This window comes from Pseudomonas brassicacearum subsp. brassicacearum (genome assembly GCF_008801605.1).
GTDB lineage: Bacteria > Pseudomonadota > Gammaproteobacteria > Pseudomonadales > Pseudomonadaceae > Aquipseudomonas > Aquipseudomonas brassicacearum.
Genome location: NZ_VZPJ01000002.1, coordinates 262,313 through 287,145 on the forward strand (window position 1 = coordinate 262,313; position 24,833 = coordinate 287,145).

Annotated in this window: 14 protein-coding genes; 5 read left to right on the forward strand and 9 right to left on the reverse strand. The window is 60.1% G+C overall.

What is annotated here, in order from left to right; genetic code table 11:
- The first annotated feature begins 17 nt into the window (after positions 1-17).
- Positions 18-1,433, forward strand: a complete 1,416-nt coding sequence (locus tag F7R20_RS07000) for an acetyl-CoA carboxylase biotin carboxylase subunit (RefSeq protein ID WP_003206982.1) — start codon at positions 18-20, stop codon at positions 1,431-1,433.
- Positions 1,434-1,445: 12 nt separating this feature from the next.
- Positions 1,446-3,254 carry a sodium-extruding oxaloacetate decarboxylase subunit alpha gene (oadA, locus tag F7R20_RS07005; protein ID WP_003206980.1) on the forward strand — a complete coding sequence of 603 codons (1,809 nt, stop codon included), beginning with the start codon at positions 1,446-1,448 and terminating at the stop codon, positions 3,252-3,254.
- A gap of 63 nt (positions 3,255-3,317) precedes the next feature.
- On the opposite strand, the gene F7R20_RS07010 is transcribed toward oadA, so the two are convergent.
- From F7R20_RS07010 to F7R20_RS07020, 3 genes are all read right to left on the reverse strand, one after another.
- Positions 3,318-5,342, reverse strand: a complete 2,025-nt coding sequence (locus F7R20_RS07010) for an autotransporter outer membrane beta-barrel domain-containing protein (RefSeq protein WP_003206978.1) — start codon at positions 5,340-5,342, stop codon at positions 3,318-3,320.
- A gap of 282 nt (positions 5,343-5,624) precedes the next feature.
- Positions 5,625-6,458, reverse strand: a complete 834-nt coding sequence (locus tag F7R20_RS07015) for an amino acid ABC transporter permease (protein ID WP_003206976.1) — start codon at positions 6,456-6,458, stop codon at positions 5,625-5,627.
- On the reverse strand, positions 6,455-7,276 hold the full coding sequence (locus F7R20_RS07020; RefSeq protein WP_003206974.1) for an ABC transporter substrate-binding protein: 822 nt from the start codon (positions 7,274-7,276) through the stop codon (positions 6,455-6,457). Before F7R20_RS07020 ends, F7R20_RS07015 begins: the two co-directional genes overlap by 4 nt.
- 113 nt (positions 7,277-7,389) lie before the next feature.
- On the opposite strand from F7R20_RS07020, the gene F7R20_RS07025 reads away from it, so the two are divergent.
- Entirely contained in the window at positions 7,390-8,289 is a 900-nt protein-coding gene (locus F7R20_RS07025; RefSeq protein WP_003206973.1) for a homocysteine S-methyltransferase family protein, read from the forward strand.
- A 273-nt stretch (positions 8,290-8,562) separates the two neighbouring features.
- Complete coding sequence (locus F7R20_RS07030) at positions 8,563-13,878, forward strand: OTU domain-containing protein (protein WP_081352595.1); 5,316 nt, start codon at positions 8,563-8,565, stop codon at positions 13,876-13,878.
- Positions 13,879-14,037: 159 nt separating this feature from the next.
- Here F7R20_RS07030 and F7R20_RS07035 read toward each other — a convergent pair whose 3' ends face one another.
- The 3 genes from F7R20_RS07035 to F7R20_RS07045 are packed head-to-tail and all read right to left on the reverse strand — an operon-like array spanning position 14,038 to position 15,810.
- Entirely contained in the window at positions 14,038-14,709 is a 672-nt protein-coding gene (locus F7R20_RS07035) for a GNAT family N-acetyltransferase (protein ID WP_003206968.1), read from the reverse strand.
- 10 nt (positions 14,710-14,719) lie between these two features.
- A complete protein-coding gene (locus tag F7R20_RS07040; protein ID WP_003206966.1) occupies positions 14,720-15,166 on the reverse strand; it encodes a GNAT family N-acetyltransferase in 447 nt (148 codons plus the stop codon).
- A gap of 2 nt (positions 15,167-15,168) precedes the next feature.
- Entirely contained in the window at positions 15,169-15,810 is a 642-nt protein-coding gene (locus F7R20_RS07045) for an FMN-binding negative transcriptional regulator (protein WP_003206964.1), read from the reverse strand.
- Between the two features lie 100 nt (positions 15,811-15,910).
- Here F7R20_RS07045 and pdxR point away from each other — a divergent pair, with 100 nt between their 5' ends.
- The gene (pdxR, locus tag F7R20_RS07050) at positions 15,911-17,455 is read left to right on the forward strand and encodes a MocR-like pyridoxine biosynthesis transcription factor PdxR (protein ID WP_003206962.1); all 1,545 of its coding nucleotides are present in this window, start codon (positions 15,911-15,913) and stop codon (positions 17,453-17,455) included.
- Positions 17,456-17,491: 36 nt separating this feature from the next.
- On the opposite strand, the gene F7R20_RS07055 is transcribed toward pdxR, so the two are convergent.
- The 3 genes from F7R20_RS07055 to F7R20_RS07065 form a co-directional block, all read right to left on the reverse strand.
- Entirely contained in the window at positions 17,492-22,093 is a 4,602-nt protein-coding gene (locus tag F7R20_RS07055; RefSeq protein WP_003206961.1) for a dermonecrotic toxin domain-containing protein, read from the reverse strand.
- A 245-nt stretch (positions 22,094-22,338) separates the two neighbouring features.
- On the reverse strand, positions 22,339-23,439 hold the full coding sequence (locus F7R20_RS07060) for a polyamine ABC transporter substrate-binding protein (RefSeq protein WP_003206959.1): 1,101 nt from the start codon (positions 23,437-23,439) through the stop codon (positions 22,339-22,341).
- Positions 23,440-23,450: 11 nt separating this feature from the next.
- Positions 23,451-24,482 (reverse strand): histone deacetylase family protein, encoded by a 1,032-nt coding sequence (locus tag F7R20_RS07065; RefSeq protein ID WP_003206957.1) that lies wholly within the window; start codon positions 24,480-24,482, stop codon positions 23,451-23,453.
- Positions 24,483-24,833: the final 351 nt, after the last annotated feature.

The window sequence follows — 24,833 nt, forward strand, 5'->3', positions numbered from 1 at the left end:
CTCAAGGGAACCTCCAATTGATAACAAAGATCCTGATCGCCAACCGTGGTGAGATTGCCGTCCGCATCGTGCGCGCTTGCGCCGAAATGGGCATTCGCTCGGTCGCGGTCTACTCCGACGCGGATCGCCATGCGTTGCATGTCAAACGTGCGGACGAGGCCCACAGCATTGGCGCCGATCCGCTGGCCGGCTATCTGAACCCGCGCAAACTGGTGAACCTGGCGGTGGAAACCGGCTGTGATGCCTTGCACCCCGGCTACGGTTTTCTCTCGGAAAACGCCGAACTGGCAGACATCTGCGCTGAACGCGGAATCAAATTCATTGGCCCTTCGGCAGAAGTCATTCGCCGCATGGGCGACAAGACCGAAGCGCGCCGCAGCATGATCAAGGCCGGTGTGCCGGTCACGCCGGGCACCGAAGGCAACGTATCGGGCATTGAAGAAGCGCTGACCGAAGGTGATCGGATCGGTTACCCGGTGATGCTCAAGGCCACGTCCGGTGGCGGCGGTCGTGGTATCCGTCGCTGCAACAGCCGCGAAGAACTCGAACAGGCCTTCCCGCGGGTCATTTCCGAAGCCACCAAGGCATTCGGTTCGGCGGAAGTGTTCCTGGAAAAATGCATCGTCAATCCCAAGCACATCGAAGCGCAGATCCTGGGCGACAGTTTCGGCAACGTGGTGCACCTGTTCGAACGTGACTGCTCGATCCAGCGCCGCAACCAGAAGTTGATCGAAATTGCCCCGAGCCCGCAGCTGACCCCCGAGCAGCGTGCCTACATCGGTGATCTGTCGGTGCGTGCCGCCAAGGCCGTGGGCTACGAAAATGCCGGCACCGTGGAGTTCCTGCTCGCCGAAGGCGAGGTGTACTTCATGGAGATGAACACCCGGGTGCAGGTGGAACACACCATCACCGAAGAAATCACCGGTATCGACATCGTTCGCGAACAGATCCGCATCGCCTCCGGGCTGCCGCTGTCGGTCAAGCAGGAAGACATCCAGCACCGTGGTTTTGCGTTGCAGTTCCGCATCAACGCCGAGGACCCGAAAAACAACTTCCTGCCCAGCTTCGGCAAGATCACCCGCTATTACGCCCCTGGCGGCCCGGGTGTGCGCACCGACACGGCGATCTACACCGGCTACACCATTCCGCCGTTCTACGATTCGATGTGCCTGAAACTGGTGGTCTGGGCGTTGACCTGGGAAGAAGCAATGGACCGTGGCCTGCGGGCCCTGGATGACATGCGCCTGCAGGGGGTCAAGACCACCGCCGCGTATTACCAGGAGATTCTGCGCAATCCGGAATTCCGCAGCGGCCAGTTCAATACCAGCTTCGTTGAAAGCCACCCTGAACTGACCAACTACTCGATCAAGCGCAAACCCGAAGAGCTGGCCCTGGCCATCGCCGCCGCCATTGCCGCCCACGCAGGCCTGTAAGGAAGTATGACCATGTCCAAGAAGATCTTTGTTACCGACACAATCCTGCGCGACGCCCACCAATCGCTGCTCGCCACCCGCATGCGCACCGAAGACATGCTGCCGATCTGCGACAAGCTCGACAAAGTCGGCTATTGGTCGCTGGAAGTGTGGGGCGGCGCGACATTCGACGCCTGCGTGCGCTTCCTGAAAGAAGACCCGTGGGAACGCCTGCGCCAACTGCGCGCTGCGCTGCCCAACACCCGTCTGCAAATGCTCCTGCGCGGCCAGAACCTGCTGGGCTACCGCCATTACAGCGATGACGTGGTCAAGGCGTTCGTGGCCAAGGCTGCGGTCAACGGCATCGACGTGTTCCGTATTTTCGATGCAATGAACGACGTGCGTAACCTGAAAGTCGCCATCGAAGCGGTGAAGGCCGCCGGCAAGCACGCTCAGGGCACCATCGCCTACACCACCAGCCCGGTGCACACCATCGACGCGTTCGTGGCCCAGGCCAAGCAAATGGAAGCCATGGGTTGCGACTCTGTGGCGATCAAGGACATGGCCGGCCTGCTGACCCCATACGCCACTGGCGAGCTGGTGAAAGCGCTGAAAGCCGAGCAATCGTTGCCGGTGTTCATCCACTCCCACGACACCGCCGGCCTGGCTGCGATGTGCCAACTCAAGGCCATCGAAAACGGTGCCGATCACATCGACACCGCGATCTCCAGCTTCGCCTGGGGCACCAGCCATCCGGGCACCGAGTCGATGGTCGCGGCCCTCAAGGGCAGTGAGTTCGACACCGGCCTGAGCCTGGAACTGCTCCAGGAAATCGGCCTGTACTTCTACGCCGTGCGCAAGAAATACCACCAGTTCGAAAGCGAGTTCACCGCCGTGGACACCCGCGTCCAGGTCAACCAGGTGCCGGGCGGGATGATCTCCAACCTCGCCAACCAGTTGAAAGAGCAGGGCGCACTGAACCGCATGAACGAAGTGTTGGCGGAGATCCCGCGCGTGCGCGAAGACCTCGGCTTCCCGCCGCTGGTGACCCCGACTTCGCAGATCGTCGGTACCCAGGCGTTCTTCAACGTGTTGGCCGGTGAGCGCTACAAGACCATCACCAACGAAGTGAAGCTCTATCTGCAGGGCGGTTACGGCAAGGCGCCAGGTTCGGTGAACGAGAAGCTGCGTCGCCAGGCCATCGGCAGCGAAGAGGTGATCGACGTGCGTCCGGCCGATTTGCTCAAGCCGGAAATGACCAAGCTGCGCGGTGAAATCGGTGCGCTGGCCAAGTCCGAAGAGGACGTACTGACCTACGCCATGTTCCCGGACATCGGTCGCAAATTCCTCGAAGAACGCGAAGCCGGCACCCTGACCCCGGAAGTGCTGCTGCCAATCCCTGAGGCGGGCAGCGTGAGCTCGGCGGGCGGCGAAGGCGTGCCGACCGAGTTCGTCATCGACGTCCACGGCGAAACCTATCGCGTCGATATCACCGGTGTGGGCGTCAAGGCCGAAGGCAAGCGTCACTTCTACCTGTCCATCGATGGCATGCCGGAAGAGGTCGTGTTCGAACCGCTCAATGAATTTGTCGGCGGTGGCAGCAGCAAGCGCAAGCAAGCCACTGCACCAGGCCATGTCAGCACCACCATGCCGGGCAACATCGTTGATGTGCTGGTCAAGGAAGGCGACGTAGTGAAGGCCGGTCAAGCAGTGCTGATTACCGAAGCCATGAAAATGGAAACCGAAGTGCAGGCGGCCATCGCCGGCAAGGTCACCGCGATTCATGTAGCCAAGGGCGACCGGGTCAACCCGGGCGAGATCCTGATCGAGATCGAAGGCTGAATAAACAGCCTCGATACAACGTTTTAACCTCGGGGGGGCATGTGCTCCCCTTTTTTTTGCCCGTCAGAACATCATTCGCCACTGGCCCATCAGTGCACCGTTGCGGTTGTCCTGCCCCGTTTCACCGCGATAGTTCAGCCCTAGCGTGTGCCGTGGTGAAACGGCCAGGTCCAGCCCGGCTTCCAGGAGCAGGCTGTCACGGTCCAACTCGATACCTTCGACGGTATAGGTCGTGCCGGCGCTGACCAGGCGTTGATGGGCGCGGCCCCTGACCTCGCCGTAGAGGTGTTTCCAGCCCAGATTCAAGCGGGGTGTCAGGCGCATGCCTTGGTCAAGCGGGAAGGGGCGGGCGAGGCGCAGGCCCAGGTCACTGTGGTAATGATCCTGAGTGCGAGCATCGAACTGCAACGCGGCATCTCCTCCTTTCTCGGTGTACCGATCACGCTGATAGCGTTGATAGCCCAGTTGGACATAGGGCTCGATAGCGAAATGACCGGCGTCCAGGTTGTAGCCGATTTGCCCAAAGACCTGTTGCGTGTTGGCATCGTAACGACCCTTGAGGCGATCGCTGAAACCGTTGTACGCCACGTGGCGCTTGGTGCTGCCGTCATGACGGCCATAAACGGCGCCCAGGCGCAGCGCCAGCGGCCCGTCCTGGCGCAAGGCATAGGCACCTACCAGCCAGCTGTCGAGTTGGCCGTCGAATTGACGGCTGTCCAACCGGGTTTGCGTTTTGCTGCCGAGTATTCCCAAGCGCCAAGCAGGGCTGACAGCCCAGTCGGTGCCTAGCATCAAACCCTTGGTTGAATGTTTCAGGGAATAACTTCCCAATTGCCTACCGATGCTGCCGCTGTTACCGATGGCCTGGACCCAGACTTGGCCGTCGCCCCGTGCGCCCCCGGGCTTTGTCGAGTCCATGGCCGAGAGTATTCCAGTGCTGATCGGCGCGACGCTGCTTAGGGTGGCGTTGCCCAGGTCGGCGGTGTTGTAGCCGCTCAATTGGTCGAGGGCGTTGGCGGCGGTGATCAGGTTGCTGCCGAGTAGGGCGTTGATGGCGGCGTTGGGTTTGGGAGTAGGTTTGGCCGGTTGCGGTTTTTCGATGCTGTCTGCAACTGCGCGAGCAGGATCAGAAGTTGCTGCCGTCTTGAGCGGAACATCGTTGCGCGCGTAGGTTAGGCTGACCTGCGTCTCGGTGGGGTGCAATGTCGCCGTCATGAATTCCAGCTCGCTGACTACCGACCCGAACTCCCCGACGATCTGCCCTGCTTTGATGACGGTATGCTCTTTTGCCTCAATGTACTCGCCGGATACACCGACGATCCTTAGCGTTGCGTTGTTCAAGGTTGCGGTATTTTCAACGTTGATCGTTGAGCTATGGCCATCAGCATCGACGCCGTAGGTCATTACGGCGGTTGGGGAAAACGATAAGTCCTTGGCAAAGGGTGCACCTATTTCAGGACCTACCTCCAATTGCCCCTCGACGTTCAGGAAGCCCACTGTCCCGGTACCGCTGAATGTTGCGCCTTCTCGCACATCCACACGACCGGTCACTGTTCCAGCGTTCGTCATGCGAGCACCTGGCTCGACAATCGCGTTATTTGCAACATCTCCCTTGTTGTCAAACTCACCGAGAACTCCGATCTGTCCGTCGATAAGGCCGGTGTTGATTAATTTGGTTTTTGGCTCGATCACTCCCCAGCCAGTGAAGCTCCCGGTGTGCTCCCATTCGCCTTTCGTGACGTGCAAGGCCAGGAAATTACGGGTTTTAGCCAATTTAGAGTGCGCGGCGTCGTCCAATCGCAACACGTTGGCTCCGCCACCTCCATCAACCATTCCGCCGAACGCACCATTTGCGCTGATGTTGACCAAGTCGTTGGCCTTGGTCAGTTTCATGCCGGTTTTTCGAGGTTTGTCGACATTGTGATGTTTGGTATCTGGAGCTTCTGCGAGCGCCTTGAGACGCTCCTGCAGCTCGGCAGTCGTGGGGATATCGGCAGGTTGTTGAGCCATCGAAACATCCACGCAGCCAAGGGCCAAGGCGATTGCCAGAGCAAGATGTTGGGGCAGGTATAAGTGTTGGGTCGGCATTGAGTGCGGCCTCTCATGAAGGAGGTCGAACTTTAAAAATTTCACCCTGGGCGGCGATGCCAGCTATCTCCTCGCCATTGGAAAGATTCGGCGGATGAAATTTGTAGGCTGCTCGTGCTGCGATCAGTGTGTTGTCTCGTTGGCACTCATGGTTCGAAGCTTTGCCCTACAACCCTTTCAGAAATGGTAAGCGCCGTTTGTGGGGGGCGGATTGGCTGGTGTGTATATCCGTTACCGCAGCAATGGATATACGCACTGTCCTCGAAGGCACCTCGGAACAGCTCAGCGATTATTCAGATAAGCCTTCCCATAATGCCGCTCCATCCGCGCCTGAATCAGCTCCAACGCAATGGACATCAACCAGTAAATAATCGCCGCCGTAGTCAGCATCTCGATATAGCGATAACTGGAACGACCATAAGACTGCGCCAAAAACATCACCTCCCAAACCCCCATCACCGAGATCAGCGAAGAGTCCTTGAGCATGGAGATGAATTGGTTGGTGGTCGGCGGGATGATGGTGCGCATCGCCTGGGGCAGGGTGACGCGCCAGAAGATCACGGTTTCGCTCAGGCCCAGGGCGAGGGAAGCTTCACGTTGGCCATTGGGGACGCCGAGGATACCGGCGCGGAAGATTTCGCTCAGGTAGGCGCCGTAGTTCAGCGACAGGGCGATGATCCCGGCGGCGATGGCGCCCGGGACTACGCCCAGCTGGGGCAGGCCCAGGTAGATCAGCAGGATTTGGATCAGCAGCGGCGTGCCGCGAAAGAACGACGCATAGAAACTGGCGATACCGAACGCCACCGCACTGCTGGACAGCCGCGCCAGGGCGGTGATGAAGCCCAGCAATGACGAAGCGACGATCGAGCACAGGCACAGGAACAACGTCAGCACCGCGCCTTGCAAAAAGCCATTGGGCGCCAGATGCATGCCCAGCAGGTTCGGCAGTTTGTCGAGGATGATGGAGAACTTCAGGTCGAAGCTCAGGAAGAAACTCGCGAACAGCACCAGCATGGCCGCCCAGGTCAGGTACAGCCGGGTGCGAAAACCGAAGATTTTCTGCAAGCGTGACTCAGCCACCGGTGGCGGTGGCTGAGGGGGTGGAAAAGAAGTCATTGGGTAATGTCGGCGCCGATCCATTTTTGCGAGAGTTTGCTCAAGGTGCCGTCCTGTTTCAACTGGGCAAAGACTTCACGCACCTTGTTGTCCCACTGGGCGTCGCCCTTTTCGATGGCCACCGAGTTCGGCTCGGAGTAGAGCACCTCGCCGGCCAGCTTGAAGCGCTTGTCTTCGGTCAGGCGCGGCTGTGCGGTCACCAGGTTGGTCAGCACCGCGTCCAGTCGCACCCCGGCGCCCAGGCCCAGATCCTGGAAAGCCACGTTGTCGGTGTCGTACGGGGCAATCTGCACGTCCTCGAACGGATAGCTCAGTTGAGTATCCTCGGCGCCTTCGATCACCAGGTTCTTGTTCAGGTAGCTCTCGTAGCTGGAAGCGCTGGTCAGGCCGACCTTCTTGCCGCTCAGGTCTTTGGCGCCGTGGATACGGTCGTCCTTGGCGTTGACCACGATCACCGCTGGCGAAGCGTAGTACTGCACCGGGAAATCGAACACTTCGGCGCGTGCCTTGCTCGGCGTCATGGAGCAGATGCAGATGTCATAGCGCCCGCTCCAGTGACCGGCCGCGATCACGTCCCAGGAAGGAGTTTCCAGGCGCAGCTTCACACCCAGTTTCTGCGCCACCGCCTTGGCGACGTCCACGTCAAAACCGTCGAGCTGGTTCTGATCGTTAAGGAACGAGAAGGGCGGATAGCTTTCCATCAGCACGCCGACCAGTTCTTTTTTCTGTTCGACGCGATCCAGCGTGGCGCCGGCGAACGCTTGCGAAGAGGCAGCCAGCAGAGTCAGGCCCAGGGCCAGCAGTGGTTGTAATTTCATGTGAGGGCCCTGATAGAAAAATAAGTTGTAGTTCACCGAATGGTGCGTATTAAATAGTTATAAGAACAACTCCGGTAGTGAGTATTTTTCATAAGCTTATGAGTGAATCGCATATGGGCTCAGCAACGACAGTCATTCTCGATGGCGGCATGGGCCGCGAACTGCAACGCCGGGGCGCGCCGTTCCGACAGCCCGAGTGGTCGGCGCTGGCCTTGAGCGAAGCGCCCCAGGCGGTAGAAGCCGTGCACGCGGCCTACATTGCCAGCGGCGCCAACGTGATCACCAGCAACAGCTATGCGGTGGTGCCGTTTCATATTGGCGAGGCGCGTTTCGCCGAAGAAGGCCAGGCCCTGGCCGCGCTCGCGGGCGAGTTGGCGCAGCGGGCAGTGCGCGCTTCGGGTAAAGCGGTGCAAGTGGCCGGGTCGCTGCCGCCCTTGTTCGGCTCCTATCGGCCGGATCTGTTCGACGCTTCCCGCGCCAGTGAATTGCTCGCGCCCCTGGTGAACGGCCTGGCGCCCCATGTCGACTTGTGGCTGGCCGAGACCCAAAGCTCCACGGTCGAAGCGCGGGCGATTCACGCCGGGTTGCCGAAGGACGGCAAGCCGTTCTGGCTGTCGTTCACCCTCAAAGACGAAGACACTGATGAAGTGCCACGCCTGCGTTCCGGCGAACCGGTGGCGGACGCCGCTGCGGTGGCGGCTGAGCTGGGCGTCGAGGTGCTGTTGTTCAACTGCAGCCAGCCAGAAGTGATCGGCGCGGCCATCGATGCCGCGCGGGACACCTTCGCGCGCCTGGGTGTGAAGATCCACATCGGTGCCTACGCCAACGCCTTCCCGCCGCAACCGAAGGAAGCGACGGCCAACGATGGGCTCGATCCGCTGCGCGAAGACCTTGATCCGCCAGGCTATCTCCAGTGGGCGGCGGACTGGCAAAAACGCGGGGCCAGCCACCTGGGCGGCTGCTGCGGGATCGGGCCGGAGCATATTGCGGTGTTGGCGCAAAAGCTGGTCTAAGGGGTTGGCGGTCGGAGGGTAATAAATACATTGGCTGTTCGACCGCCATCGCGAGCAAGCTCGCTCCCACAATAATGCAGAACCTGTGGGAGCGAGCTTGCTCGCGATGGCTAACGCTCAGCCGCCGCATCCTTTCAAGCGTGCAATCCCGCCGCCGCAAACATCGGCTTACGCTTTTCTCCACAGCCCGTCCCCACACCTATACATATGTACGTCATTCCCGCTGAAACGGCGCGATAGGGTCCCAGCCCTACTCATCACCGGGACACCTGAATGACTGTCTTCCCTGAAAATGCACCTGGCGTGACGCCGCATGCTGCCGGCGTACTGCTCAGACCCATCAGCCTGTTACCCCACGGTATTCGATTTCAACCCCATGAATTCGCCGATCAATGGCTAAATCAATGGGGCCTTATTGGCGATACGCGGGTACAGGCCACTTATCAAGAGGTCGAGACAGTCGATTCGGCCGCTCAAAGAAAAACCTCATGGGTGCCTCTGCGTGACGCTGTGACACGAGGTTTTTTGATTGCCCATCAAAGCAGGGCGACCGCTGAGCCTTCTGCGCGCGAGGGTTGGGTTTATCCCCACCGAAGTCATATGTCCCTGGGCTTCCCCTCACTGCGGGTCAACGGTAAAGGCCTTTCAGCAGACGTTTTGCAGCAATTGCACGCCGGCATTGCGCCCGGCTACCAGGGCATTGGGCAGCCCGTCATTACTGAGGTGGACGCCCAAGGCAATCTGCTCAGCCCCCGTGAAAAAGAACAGATCAGGCAACTGGGGCACCTGGATGCCAATCAGGTGAAACTGGCGCGTCTGTTCGCCGCTTTGCCAACGTTCGACACCGTGCTCAAGCGTCTGCTGGTCAGCCGCATCAAGGCAAAGATCCCTGAGCGGAAATTCCGCGCCTCACTGCTCCAGGGCATCGACCCGGATCACTGGTATGTGAACCACTTTGATGTGGACTCGCTCGGTGGTCGTTCATTGACCGCCTCACAGTGCTTTACCGACGTGATGTTGGGCTGTTTAGCGACGGATACACCGCCCACTTACTCGCGCGGTGGTGTGGGCTTCTACACCCGTCCGGATTCGGTGGAAGAGGTCGACAGCGTATTCGTCAGCCCGCTGGGCGCGAAAATTCCAGCGATCATGGAGTCCGTGTTCTATATCGCCGACCCCGTAACCAATGACAGCTTGAAGCAGCAGTTCCGTGACGATCTCAGCGCCTTTCGCCACGACAGAAACGGTGCAGATGCGTTCGATACGTCGACCACTGAAGCGGCACTTGCTCATCTGCTGTGCCGACGATTCCTGCATCTTTTCGACTTGTACAAAGTCGACCGGGATCCGGCCACCCCGTTAACCCAAAGTGCGCGAACCCTGCAGGATGAAGAAGATCGCCTGCTGGACCTCATCACCACTCACCCTTCGATGGCGGACAGAAGCCGTTTGCTGCGTGCGCCCATTCCCCATGTCTATGCCGTCATGCTCGACATGGGCGCCGCGAAGCCACAGAAATGGCCCGCTGCGATGGTGATCAAGCGCACGGATCAGTCTTCGCTGTTCCTGTACTCCCTGGAAGGGGGAATACAGCGCTTTCGCTCTTTCCAGGACCTGGTCAATCACGTCAGCCCGACCTACGCGGGACAGAAGCGTGGGATCCGGGATATTGCTTCTGAACTGTCCGAGTCTGTTTTTGCCGTGGCGGCGGACGACCTGCTGCGGCACCAAGGCGCCGCGCTGGAGGCGGTCCTGAATGCCTCGGGCAACGAGACACTTACTTTGGCGGCTTATGCGCTGAAGGCTGAAGATGCACTGGGGTTGCCCATGTTGTCGCTGGCCGGGCCGCTGGCGGTGCGCCGGGAAACCCTGGTTGAAAACAACCGCGCCGATTTTTATACAACCGCAACACGTGCGGAAAAATCGAACTACCGCAGCCTGGAGACGCAGGTATTGGAAGCCGCCTACACACTGGCGGGTAGCGATATCCCGACGTTGTTGCAGTTCACCCGCCAGAAGATCAAGCAGTACCTGCAACACACGGTGCATCCCGGCGTCGATCCCGACCCGGACAAGACCCTGGTCACGCTCTCCTATGGCAAAGGCGCCAACCCAAGGCAGTCACGTATCGCCAGCCTGACCGAGTTGATGCTCGATAACCTGCGCCCGACTCAATACCCGAACGCGATGAGAGAAGTGCTGGCCGTCTACCTTGCCGATCAAGATGGCCAGCGTATCCGGCATCCGGCCAACGGCTTCCTGATCACGTTGACGGGCGGTGAGCTTGCCAGGATGGCGACGCACATTGATGCTGGCGGCCGTTATGAAACCCTGCTCCGGAAGGAAATGAATAAACCTGACTACAAAGCAGCCTGGCAGGCGGCCTACCTGGCCAATATGAAATTCAAAGGCCATGAGGCCGGGCTCAGGGGCGATGAAGTCTTCAAGACCACCGTGCTCGATAGGGCCTTCCATCCACCGAAGCCCAAGAAGTTGATTGCTCTCTGGCTGCAGGCTGTTCTGCAATCGTCCGTTGCCGAGACACGTGCGCTGGTCCAGGGACGAAGGGTGCAGGTCTATGGGCTTGTGCTGGGTGGAAGTGTCGGGGCTGGTGGGCAGCATGGGACGATGGGCAATGCGAGCAGCATTGATGGCGTGCTGGTTTTTTCCGATCAGGACGGGCCGGACATCAAGGGAACCGTGGGGGTCTATTTTCCGGACAGCCCCGAGGGTGATGACTTCCATGAGTTTTCCAGTCTGGGCGAGGGGGTGGCGGGGCTGTTGCAGCAAGAGCAATGGCAGGGATATTTCCGCTCACGCATTTGCACCCTTGATCCCGAAGAGATAAAGCGCACGTTGGGGCAACAACGTGGCCGACCGTTGATCCGCGGTGCGTTGATCCCTGGCAATCTTCTCGAGACCCTCCACCGCGCGCACGTCAATTTCCATAGCGCTTATGGCGATCACCGCTCCAACAGCAACCGGGATGTTCATCGCCAGACGGCTGCCAGGCTGGTGATGATGTCGATGGAAACGTTCATGGACCTGGCCGGTATCCTCCTGGTTCCTGGTTTGCAACTGCTCAAGAGCGCCATCAAGACCGGCTGGTTGATGGTCAGGACCGGCGCTGTTCCAGCGAACCTGACCACCTTGGTCTTTGTCCACAGAGTGGCCAATTATGGCGGACGAGGGTTGGCGGGTGGCGTGAGTGTTCCAGTACGGGGACAGTCCTCTTTCCTGGCCGTGACGGCGCGCCAGAGCCGGGGCGAAACATTGGCAGGCCTGCCTTTGGAAGACGCGCTTTACCGCCGTTATGCCGTGGCGGATACCTCGTTGCTACAAGGGCTGGTCGCCGATGCCCAGGGCTTTTATCGCCCCGCGCTCAATAACAGCGTCACGCGTCCCGTGTACGTGCGACAACCCGATGGGACGGTGTTCCGGGTGCACGACCATACGAAGTTGACGGCGACCGAGGCCACCCTTGTCGACCCTGCTACCGGGTTGAGTATCCGTTCCAGTGGCGTGATGAGAAGTACCGTGGCGCGGATGCCCAATGGCGAGTGGCGCGCTATAGGGTTTGGTCGGGGTGGTGGGAAGCGTCCGGCACCGGCTGAACCGGGTCCCTCGAAACCCAAGGTGCCTGCTCCGTCGCCGGCGTCTGTTTCCGGTTTGATCCGCACACCAGGCGTCTGGAATACTCAAGTCATGGAGCTGGTCCCGGCCATCATCACGCGCCTTGCGAGCTGGCCGCAAAACCGCAGCTTGCTGATCATCGATGAGATCACGGCAGAGCGTAGTTGGTCTGTGCGCTTTACCCCGGGCGAGGTGGAAAGTGTCTATCCGATGAGCAACCACCCAGGACAGTCGAGCACCGATATTGTCTTGAGACGAACGGCCCAGAACCATTACAGCCTGGTGCTGGGAGACCGTGTCGAGGAGATCCCTGGCGACGGTGATTGTTTTTTCGATGCCGTTGCCCGTGGGCTGAATGAAGGGCAAGCGCAGGAGACTTTCTCGATGCAGGGGCTGCGTAATGCAGCGGCCGACTATGTCGATCAACATCCGGAATTGAATCAGTACATGGTGTCGCGAGCCTCCGGGGTCCGACAAGCGCTCTTTGAAAATGCCCCCTGGCTGGAAAACCTGCTGGACGAGGAGGCATTGTCCGATCTCAGCCGGATCATCTACGGGGCCCCCAACCCGTATCGCTTGTTTCAACCGACTCAGGATTACCTGCGGCTATACGCAAACAGCGTAGGTCGCCGGACGCTGTTTGCGGCGCGAGAGGCCGACCTGCCACCGGAGGTGCTGCAGGAAATCGGGCGTTACTTATCGCCCCGTTCCCCAGAGCAACTGATGCCCAGCAGCGCACCGTATTACACCCGGGAGAACCAGACCCTGCGGCAGTTTTTCCAAGATACCCTGCTGGGTCCTGTCGAGGATTTGCACCTCACCGAACTGCTCAATAATGAATTCCTCCGGCTGTCCCAAGGCGTGATCCATATCATGCTGGAATACGGAGTCAGGGCCCGGCAACTGACCGACCATCACCCCAGGAATCAATTGGCCTACGTCAAGTTCGACCAGGCCAGGCATGGTCGTCTTGATGATAACCAGCTTGAACAATTGCTCGACGGTGCCTACCTGGTGGACCGCGACGACCTGGCTCAGGTGAAATTGAGATTCGAGCGTGAAACGGGCCGGGTAATCGATGACGACTCAGAACTGATGGAGCAGTACATTTATTACGATCGGGCTGAAAGCACCCGTGATCTGCTCATCGCGTCCCTCGAACGTTTCCCCGATTTGTTGAGGCGGGCGAATCTCCTCCTGAGGTCTGCGGTTATTTCATCCAACCTGGACGGCATGTTGCCTGTGAACGTAGTTGCAAGATGGCTGCGTAATCCGGCGCTCTCCGAGCGGCGACTGCGAGTCATCTCTGAATATGCCGATACGCGTTACAAAGAAGTGGTGAGGCACGGCGATATCGATATCCACTGGATGCGATTGTTCGATGACAGCAATCTGCAGAATATCGTCACCCACCAACGGGTACTGACGGCGTTTTGGGATTACCTGGAAAGGCCGCCGGTGAAGGCTGGCGAGGTCGACCAGGCGCCTGTCATCCGGTTATTCAGCGCACCGGGGCAATTGCCCTCCAATACCCGAGTGAACATTTTGTTCAATACCCCAAATCTATGGAGCTCGCTGCAGCGTCTCCCCAGGCATCACGCCGTGCAGATCTGGGACGATCTGACTGGATCTCAATTTAGCGACTCCGTGATTCAATTCACGCTCGAGCGCCCCGGCGTGCTTCGTTCCGCGCTGGATTTTGTGCTCGCATTAAGAGGCAATCTACGTGCGAACCGGATTGTCAGGGAGCTGTTCAGCGTCGCCCAAAGCCGCGCCCAACAATATCTGAACAACTTTGATTTCCCGGTCAATCGCTTGGGGCACAGCCTTTTGGACTTCGTGACGTATCTGGAAAGCCACATGGCCGTGCCGGACTGGGCCTGGCAGTACCTGAAGAGAGGGGTGACACCCGAATCGCTCAAGACTTTTGGAGAGATGAAACCGAAACCGGAGTGATCGGGCGGTTGGCAGCCAATGAGTTCATTGCCTATTAATCGCCATCGCGAGCAAGCTCGCTCCCACAGTCAATCTGTGATGATCACTTAATCCAGGTCCACAACAGATCCACTGTGGGAGCGAGCTTGCTCGCGATGGCGGAGCGTCAGGCACCGATAGCTATGCCCGACACTCCACCAACCCACGCACCTGCCCACCCTCGCGCTGATTGTCCTCACTCAACCAGCGCTCGAAGCCCGCGGCTATCGCCGGCCATTCCGAGTCCAGTATCGAGTACCACGCGGTGTCGCGGTTCTGGCCCTTGACCACCATGTGCTGGCGAAACACCCCTTCAAACGTGAACCCCAGCCGTTCGGCCGCATATTTGGAGCGGGCATTGCCGTTGTTGCATTTCCACTCCAGCCGGCGATAACCCAGGGCGAAAGACTCCTTGGCCAGCAGATAGACCGCCTCAGTGCTTTTCGGCGAACGCTGCATCGGCGCGCCGAAGGTCACGTGGCCGATCTCGATGCGGCCCTGGGCCGGGACGATGGACATCAGGCTGAGAATGCCCTGCACCTCGCCACTGGCGCGGTCGATCACGCTGAAGAAATACGGGTCGGTATTGGCCGCATGGTTGTTCAACCAGGCATCGAACGCGACGCGATCCGTGAACGGGCCATAGGGCAAGTAATCCCAGAGTTTAGGGTCGGCACCGGGGCCTTCGAGGGCTTGCCAGAGGCCATCGGCATGCCGCGCCGGATCGAGTTTTTCCAGGCGGATGAAACGCCCTTCGAGCACCTGTGCAGAGGGCGCCGGGACACCTTTCCAATCGGCGAGTGAAGTCGACATGCTGCGCTCCTTAAAGGGCTTTGCGAAATTGAATGAAGCCTGGGCGCTCGGCGATGCGCTCGTACAGCTGGATCGCCGTGGCGTTGGTTTCGTGGGTCAACCAGTGCACCTTGCAGCAACCATCGGCCTTGGCGGTGGCATAGACGAATTCGATGAGCTGGCGGCCCACCCCTGTGCCACGGCTCTGTTCCGTTACCAGCAGGTCTTGCAAGTAGCAGGAGTTCTCGATGCTCCAGTTCGAACGGTGATAGATGAAGTGCACCAGGCCTACCGCCGTGTCGCCATCCCAGGCGAGGGCAGCATGGGTTGGTTCACGCTCATCGAGCAAGCGCTGCCAGGTGCTTTGGCTCACGGCGTCCGGCAATTCGGTTTTATAGAACCGCAGGTAGGCCTGCCACAGCGGCAGCCAGGCGGCGTGATCGTCGGCGCTGACGAGGCGGACTTCAGGTTGGCTCATGTTCACTCCTTGGACGATTGTTCAGGCATCAGGTGGGCGAGCGCCCGGTCCTGCGGGTCGGGGCTGGCGGCGAGGCCGTTGCGTACGCCGGCGACATCCGCGGGGCTACGGTTCTGGCTGAGCTTGCGCTTGCCTTCCAGGCGCTGGATGGGCAGGGCGAAGCCGACGATGGCCTTGAGCATGCTGTCGATGTACTCGGGCGGCGCATCATCGATCTTCCACGACTGCTCGCGACCGGTTTCGTGGCGGTCGGTGAGGGCGCCCACCAGGTTGCGCAGGCGATGAGCGTCGCTGAACACCTCGGCGCTGCCGTAGGCGTGTACGGCCACGTAGTTCCAGGTCGGCACGACCTTGCCGTGTTCGGCCTTGCTGGCGTACAACCCTGGGCTGACGTAGGCATCGGCCCCGGCGAATATCACCAGGGCTTCGGCGCCGGCTTCCAGGTCGCGCCATTGTGGATTGGCCCGGGCCATGTGGCCGTAGAGGCTTCCGTTCGGCCCTTGTTGCGTGTCCAGCAACAGCGGCAAATGACTGGCCTGCAAACCGTGTTCACCCTGGGTGACCAATACGGCCAGGCGGCAATCGCCGATCATCTGGTGCAGTTCGGGCAGGTCTTCGACGGCAAAGGCTTTGGGGTTGTACATGATGATTTTCCTTGGCGAATGCGAGCATCCTAGGCAGGCTATTGGTCTGTTGTAAGAGCCACTTCTGGCCAATTCGATAGGTCCATTCGTGAGGGCTGTCATGCACAACGCCGCGCCGCCATTGTCATTCAACCCCGCAGGCATTGAGCTGGACCGCCGCCAGGGGCTCAGCCGCCAGCTTTACCAGGCATTGCGTACCCGGGTGCTCGATGGGCGCCTGGCCAGCGGCACGCGCCTGCCGGCCAGCCGTGACCTGGCGGCGGCCTTGTCGATTTCGCGTAACAGCGTGGTGCGGGCCTATGACCAGCTCTACGCCGAGGGTTTCATCGAAGGGCGGGTCGGTGACGGTACATATGTGGCGAAACTGTCCTCGACGACGTTGCCGCTGAAAAACATATCCACAAAAGTATCCACAGGGTTTTCAACAGGCTTACCCACAGCCTTATCCACAGATTGGCTCGATTTGCCTGTAGGTCCATCCAGTAAAGTTATCCACAGCGACGCGCTGAACCGCGTCGAAAAACATCATTTGGCCCAACCGCCCAGCGGCCCGCCGCGAGCGTTTCGGGTCGGTGTACCGGCTTTCGATCTGTTCCCTTTCGACGTCTGGGCCAAGCTGAATGCGGCTTTCTGGCGCAAGCCGGATCTGCAGCAGCTGTGTTATGGCGATTCCCAGGGCGATGCGCGCTTGCGCGGGCTGATCGCCGCGTACTTGCGCAGCTCCCGGGGGCTGCACTGCACGGCTGAACAAATTGTGATCACCAGTGGCGCACAGCAGGGCATCAGCCTTTGTGCACAGCTGTTGGTCGACCCGGGCGACGTCGTGGCGGTGGAAAATCCCGGCTATCGCGCGGCCGGGCACGCGTTCGCCGTTGCCGGTGCCGACGTCAGGGGCGTGCCAGTGGATGGCGATGGCTTGGATTGCGCCGCGCTGGGCGCGTTGAGCCACTGTCGGCTGACCTATGTCACACCGTCCCATCAATACCCGACCGGGGTGGTCATGAGCCTGCCACGGCGGTTGGAACTGCTGGCCTGGGCCGAACGCAACGACGGCTGGATCGTCGAGGATGACTACGATGGCGAGTACCGCTACAGCGGCGCGCCACTGGCGCCCTTGGCGGCACTGGATCGCCAGGGGCGGGTGCTTTACGTCGGCACGTTCGGCAAAGTGGCGTTCCCGGCCCTGCGCCTGGGCTACCTGGTGCTGCCGCCGGGCTTGGTCAACGCCTTCGCCCGACGGCGCGCCGTGGACGTGCGCCACTCCGAAGTCAGCACCCAGGCGGTGATGGCCGAGTTCATGGCCGCCGGGCATTTCCAGCGGCATATCCGGCGTATGCGCAGGGCCGCCCTGGTTCGGCGTGATGCGTTGCTGGCGGGCTGGCCCACGGCGGTTGCGGGTGTCGGAGCCCTGCCCACTGTCGTGGCCGGGCTGCATCTCACGGTCCCGGTGGAGAGCATCGAGCGCGAGCGCGAACTGATCGCCCAAGCGACGAATGTGGGTGTGGAAATCAATGGCCTGAGCAGTTATTGGTTGCCCACCACCCCGTCGCAAGTGCGCGCCGGGCTGGTGCTCGGGTTTGCGGCGGTCCCGCCAGCGGCGATTGGCACCGCGCTGGCGAACCTGTCGAAGGCCTGGAAACCCTGAGGGCGCGCCGTCGGGGCATCGGCAGCGGCCCTGGTTTTATGGCCGTTCCTTTGGAAAAAAAACCTGCTGGGCGTGGTCCATGGCAATTTCGCTACGGTAATGATTGATCAACTGACGCTGGCTAAAGCCTTTTGTAGAGACATCAGCTATCCCCAGAACCACCTGCTCCACTGTTTTCAGGCGTGCCGAAAGGAACGTACGGGCAGGCACCCAGTTCGTGGAGTAGTGAAAGTCGGCGAACCAGAGCGTCTTGTTGGTCTTCCTGTCCTTGATTTCATACCTGTCGAGGTAACCATGTGTGCGGCCCTTGATGCGTTGGCGGTTTATCCGTTTGGTGATGGAAATACGGTTTCGGTCTTTCAGCCAGATCACGCCGCTCATGGTCGGAGGGCTCTGCTTGATGATGTTCAATACGGTTTCGAATTCCTGTTCATAGAGCGACTTCGATTCTCTTTTGAGGCGCAATCGCAAGGATTCGGCCGAGCGCTGCTGCGCCTCTGATATTTCAATCGTTTCGTTGGTGGCAACGCCTTGTGCCTGGTCGAGTGCCTTCCTGATCGCGATGCCGACCTTCTCCATCCTGCTGGCGTGGGCATTGAGGATCATTGCCACACCGGCCGGTGTCCGGCCTGGCTTTTTCAAGTCTTGTTCGATTTGCGCCTTGAACGCGGTCAGTCCGTCAATCAGGGTTTGGCCTTTGCGAACGCTCGTGTCCAGTGAAGGGACTGCCAGGGGAGGCGGGTCGGACATCACGTGGGGCGCCCATTCGCCGGTTTCCTTGCGGTGGAACGAGACGATGATTTCCTCCGAGAACGGATTCTTCACATCGACCCAATCCGTTTCCTCGTGCAGCTGCGATAAGCGAGGCTCGCCACTGATGACGCCCCAGAAGCGTGCCCTGATGAATTTTTTCCTGGCCCGCGGACGTGGCTCATGAGGGCTGCCTGACCTGCGCCGGTTGCTTCGCTCATCAAGGGCTTGCGCCAACTGCTCCAACGCTCGTCTTTTACATTCGCCCATCTGTTTGACCAGTCGAGTGAGTTGTACAGGGTTGGTGCTGCCTCGGTATTCGCTGCCCATGTACTCGAGATGTTCTTCGATGGCGGCGAACTGTTCCGTCAGGCTGCCGAGCGCATCGATTTGTTCATCCAGCCGGATCATGCTTCGCTCATCCATGGCGTCGCGCAGGCTTTGGAAGGCCACCGTGGCGTTGTCGACAATACGGTTAATTTCCACCCAGCCTTCAGGCATCGTCTCGACGCTTTCAAGAGACAGGCAGAGGTGGCGGTACATATCCACCTGGATAAGTCGCAGATCGTCACTTTTGTAGACCGGCATCTTTGCGCGGTACTGACGGACAAACTCAAAGCCTTCGCGCCCCATCTCCTTGAGCCTGGAAAAACGTGTCTCCATGTAGTCCAGGCGCTCGATCATGTCGTGACCGGCGTTGATCATGGTGTTGGCAGCATCGATGTGTTGTTGCTCCAGCACCTTGACCTCGGACGTGATCATGCCCATGGCATCGGTCAGGGCAGGCGTAAAGCGCTCTCGCAATACATCCATTTCCGCGAAGGTGAAATTCACTTGCGCATTCAGGTAACCAAGGCTGACGCGAGGGTAATCGGGGCGTGACTGAAAGACCGGCCATTCAATCAGGGTCTTCAGCGCTTTTTCATAGTTCTCCCGCTGGGCTTCCAGGGTCGTCAGATACGCCACACGCTTGGTTTCCCGCGCTGCGCCGGATGCCTGGTTCATTTCCTGCGCGTCCATGGTCAGCAACTTCTGGTTCGCCGGTTTCTGTTCTTCAAACTGGTTGAGTTCGGCCAGCAGCTCCACGCTGCGGCGTCGTGCCTCGGCGACGACCCTCTGCCGGGCACCTTTTGAGCCGCCGCCGCGTAAGCGCAAGCGGGTATCGATCTGCCACTGGCCGCGCGCATCATGGATCACCGGAGGGCCGGAACGGGCTCCGTCGATGATGCAGATCTGGTCGCCCTCTACGGTGACCTCGAACCATTTTCCCGACATCTTTGCGTACCACTTCCCACCCTTCGCATAGAGGCCCCTGAGCGCGCCTTCGGTCCTGGGTTGTCCAGGGGAATCGGGAGCCGCGATGCTGAAGCTATCGAGCAGATTGGCGCGCTTGCTCGACCTGCCCATCAACGCACCGCTGGTATGAACGACCTCGTAGTGCTCTTGCGGCAGCTCTGTCTTGGTGAGCGGCGCGAGCGTTTCGATAATGAGCTTGGGTTTGAGCACTGGCGGGATTTGTGGTGGGGCAATCTCCGGGGCCTCTGTCGGACGACTACCTTTGCTCGCCCTGGTGCGGTCAATCACGTAATGGATGATCCCCAAGGAGACGTTCAACAACACATCGACAAAGAGCGCCCACTTGGCCTGGCTACTGGTTTCTTCGTCACTCTGCGTCAGCTGTTCAAGGTCGTTCAGGATCTGCCAGAGCCAGGTCGTGGTGGCCACCGTGGTGCCGAGGTAGGGCAGCGCCAAATTGAAAATCAGCCAACCGGCCTGCTTGAAAGACTCCCAACGGCTTTCGCGATTGGAGACCGACTGATGATCGGCGAGCGTGACCAAGGCATTGGCGTTGGCCCGGAACAACAGTGGCAGGAAGTCGTCGCCCAGGGTCTCGTCGCCAAGGCTGACAGGACCATTATTGGACAAGGTCTCCAGCGGGGCTGCCACGAACTCCACGATGGTCCAGGGCGAGGGCAGGGCGCCTGGAAAGACATCGCGGCCATAGGTTTCGCGTACCCCATCGGGCAGCCACGCCAGTACCGATTGGCGCAAGGGAGCGTTTTGCCTGATGGTGTACAGCAAGTTGCTGAACGACGGGAACTGCCACAGCTGCGGTTCAAGCAACGGTCGATAAAGCAGGCAGGGGCCGGCACTTGGCGTCTGCGGGCCGATCACGAACATGTTGGCGACTATGTCCTCCGAAAGCCCCAACTGCAGCTCGGGCACGAAAGCCAGTTTGCGCAGGACGATGGTTTGCCCGTCTACCTTGCGGTCGTCTTCCTGGGGCTCCATCAGCGCCGCGACATAACGGCAACCGCGCTCATCGATATTGCCCCGCCCACGCAGTTTGCCCTCCAGCGCAAGCATGGGCAGCTGTATGCGCAACTGCGAGGTGTACAGGTTTTCGCGGCGGAACGACTCCGCCGGGTCATTCAGCAGTTTGCGCTTGATCAGGTCGGGATAAACACGACCGATATCGACTTGGGTGATGAGCTTCTCGACGTAGTCCACCGTCAACCACGCGGGCAACACGGTCGTGTCGAGAGACCTCACCGTCTTGTTGCCCGGGGGCAGGGCAATCAGGTTTTGCAAGGCCAGGTCGACGAGGTTGAACCGCGTGGTATCGAATTTGAAGGGCACTACGAAGGTACCCCAGACAACCGGGCTTTTTATCTCGATCTCGATTTTTTCCGGGTCCAGCGTCGAAGCGTCGTCGTGGTCGGATTGCATCTGCGTTTTCAGCGCCTGCGCCGCATACGTTTTGAGGGGGGGAATGTCGTCCAGGTAGGTTTTGCCGGCGTGGGAGCTGCTCATCGCCGAAAGATTCTTCATGTATTGGGCGAACAGGATCTGGTCGGAAATCGACGCGGCCTGCAGCCATTCGGGTAACTGTTTTTGGAACCAGCTTTCGCCAGGCCCTACGTCCACTCCGCTGGGGGCCGGTGGTTCGTCTTCTGCATAGCCCGGATTCAGACTGATGCTGGGGATGCCAAGGATCTTGACCTGCACGGCGATGATCCCGCAGGCCTTGCTGTCGAAAATATTGCCGCTGGGTTCATAGAGCCGCCAGCGAATTTTCGTCGGGTGGACCAAGGTGCCCAGGTGTTCTGGAAGGGCTTGTCCCAACGCGTGCCGTGAAGCGAACTTCTCATAACCGTTGAGCAACGAGTGCACAAGGATGACCTCCTTGTTGTCGATCAGGCCGATCAGCACCACCAGCGAGTTTTCATTCACGCGGTTGATCTCGTCGCCGTCGACCTCCTCGATGTCGACCAGATACGCGTGGCTGTCGTAGCTGTCGTTACGGTCTTGTGGGTCGGGGTACAGGAACAGTTGCCGGGCCATGTCGCATTCAGTCGCCGTCCAGCCCTCGATCTGCTTGACGTCCCAGAGCTTGCGCAGCGTGTGGGAGAGTTCATGCCAGCGTGGGCCGTAATTGCCGAACGGCATGTTCCAGTACGCCAGTTGCTGCTCCTGGCTGGCCGGCACCATGGCCGGCACCAGCTCGTTGATCAAACGGCCGATCTGGTCGATGCGCACCGGCAAATGCACCTCGGGCGCGGTGATCGGCAGTTGGGTCAGGAAGTGCAGCCCTTCGATCAACAACGTGGGTTTGCTCTGGTCCACCCGCGAGGCCAGCAAATCGCTGAGCGATTCATAGCGGGTGGGGCGCGCCACGATCTCGCCACCAACAATGTCCCAGGCCGGTTCGCCGATGACGGTGGTATGCGGGTCTAGATCCAGTGACGGGTACAGCTTCTTGAGTGCGTTGCGCAGCAGCATGGCCGCCACTTCCGGGTAGGTGGGGCCTGCGAGCAGTTGGTTGACCAGCGTGCTCCTGATACTCGCGTTGAACGCCGGGGCGGTGCCGGTAGGGTCTGATGTCATCTGAGTTGTCCCTGTCTCGAGATGGATGAAAACCCCGAAGCCGAACGCTTCGGGGTTTCCATGCTAGAGAGGCAAGGGACGGGGCAGGTGGTAACTATGTATACGCAGCCAACACCGGGTGGGAGCAAAGCTTGCTCGCGAAACAAGCGCCTCGGTCCTTGGCAGACCGCAGGGCCTTCATCGCGGGCAAGCCTTGCTCCCACAATGGTCTTGCTCCCACCATGGCCGTTATCCCACAACGGCTTTTACTGGCCGGATTTGATCCGGGTCCAGGCTCGTGTGCGCGCGCGCTCGGCATCCCGGGGCAAGGGTTGCAGGGTGTAGAGCGTGGTCATGGCCGCAGCGGTCGGGTACAGGTTGGGGTTGCCGCGGATAGCCGGGTCGACCATCTCGGTGGCGTCCTTGTTCGGGTTCGGGTAGCCGACAAAATCGCTGACCGGTGCAATCACCTGCGGTTGCAGCAAGTAGTTGATGAAGGTGTAGGCGTCGTCCGGGTTTTTCGCGCCTTTGGGGATGGCGAGCATGTCGAACCAGATCGGCGCGCCTTCCTTGGGCAGGCGCATGTCCACCGTCACGCCGTTCTTGGCTTCCTTGGCCCGGTTGGCCGCCTGGGAAAAGCTGCCGGAGTAGCCCACCGCCACGCAGATCTCACCGTTGGCGATGTCGGCCATGTACTTGGACGAGTGGAAATAGGTGATGTACGGGCGGATCTTCATCATCAGCGCTTCGGCCTTGGCATAGTCCGCCGGCTTCTTGCTGTTGGGGTCCAGGCCCAGGTGCTGCAAGGCCAGGGGCAGGATCTCCGACGGCGAATCGAGCAGCGCCACGCCGCACTGCTTGAGCTTGCTGATGTTCTCTTCCTTGAAGATCAGGTCCCAGCTGTCCACTGGTGCGTTGTCGCCGAGGGCGGCCTTGATCTTGTCCGGGTTGAAGCCGATCAGGATGGTGCCGTACATGTAGGGCACGGCGAACTTGTTGCCCGGATCGTTGGCTTCGATCAGCTTCATCAGCTTGGGATCGAGGTGGTTCCAGTTCGGCAGCTTGCTGCGGTCCAGCGGCTGGAACACCCCGGCTTCGATCTGCTTGGCCAGGAACACGTTGGACGGTACCACCACGTCATAGCCAGAGTTGCCCGTCAGCAGCTTGGCCTCCAGGGCCTCGTTGGTGTCGAAGATGTCGTAGACCAGCTTGACCTGGCTGTTCTGCGCCTTGAAATCCTCCAGGGCCTTGGGCGTGATGTAGTCGAACCAGTTGTAGACGCGCAAGGTGCGCTCCTCGGCCTGGACAGCGCCGCAAAGCAGCGCGGCGCACACGGCTGGAGCCATTAAACGCTTGAGTCTGTTCATGCAGTTATTCCTCATGGGGCGCTTTGGAAACCTTCAAGAACGTTCACGGCATTGATGCCGATTTCTGCCACCGCGTAGCCGCCTTCCATCACGAACAGCGTTGGTTTGCCGAGCGCCGCGATGCGCTTGCCCATCGCCAGGTAGTCCGGGCTGTCGAGCTTGAATTGCGAGATGGGGTCATCCTTGAAAGTGTCCACGCCCAGGGACACGACGATGACATCGGCGTCGTACCCCCGAATCTGCCCGCAGGCCTGCTCCAGCGCCGCGCTCCAGGTGTCCCAGCCTGAGCCGGCCGGCAAAGGGTAGTTGAAGTTGAAGCCCTCACCGGCGCCCTCGCCACGCTCGTCGGCATACCCCAGGAAGAACGGAAACTCCGCCTCCGGATGGCCGTGGATCGACGCGAACAACACGTCGCTGCGCTCATAGAAAATCGATTGGGTGCCGTTGCCGTGGTGGTAATCCACATCCAGAATCGCGACCTTCTTATGGCCCTGGTCGAGAAAGGCCTGGGCGGCGATGGCAGCGTTGTTGAGGTAGCAATAACCGCCCATCAAATCGCCAGCGGCGTGGTGCCCCGGTGGGCGGCACAAGGCAAAGGCACTGCGCGCACCACGCTGGATATCCGCCTGGGCGGTGAGGGCCACTTGCGCGGCGCTGTAGGCCGCCTGCCACGTGCCAGCGGTGATCGGCGCGCCGGCGTCGAAACTGTAATAACCCAACTGGCCGTGCAGGCTGGTGGGGATGACCGTGCGAAAGGTCCGCGCCGGCCAAGTGAAGGGCAACAAATCGCCGTCGCGGTTGTACTTGGCCCAACGGTCCCAGGCGCCTTTGAAAAATTCCAGGTACGCCGCGCTGTGAATACGCTGGATCGGCCCCAAGCCAAAATCCTGCGGCGCCTCCACCGGCCCCAGCCCCTGCGTCCTGACCCGCTCCAACACATGATCGGCCCGGGACGGCATCTCGAAGCAAGGCATCAATTGCCCGTCCATCAACTCGCAGCGCCCGTGGTGCAGGTGGTGATCGTCTGAGTAGATCGTCAGCATTTTTTTGTTCTCCGCAAGGCTGGTCGGTTTGAACACAGTCTTGCGGTGTGGGGCGTTTCAGAGAACGGCAGGAGAGGCCAAAAGGGGATCGAAATGGCCAATAACTTTGACCGTAAATCGCCCCTTGTTGGCGCGGGTGTGCGCGGGGTTGGGGCAGAAGGGGCGGCAGTTTCGATGGCGAGGTGGTGATTTTGCATGAGGGGCTTGCTCCCGTTCGGCGGCATGGCCGTCGTAGGGAGGCACAAAGTTTCGAGCGTAGTCGTCACATCAGTTGATGCCGCGTGTCTGAAATTGGTCGAGGTGGTCGTTAGTGGGCAGCCAGAGGAAGTCGTGTAATTGGTCAATCAATTG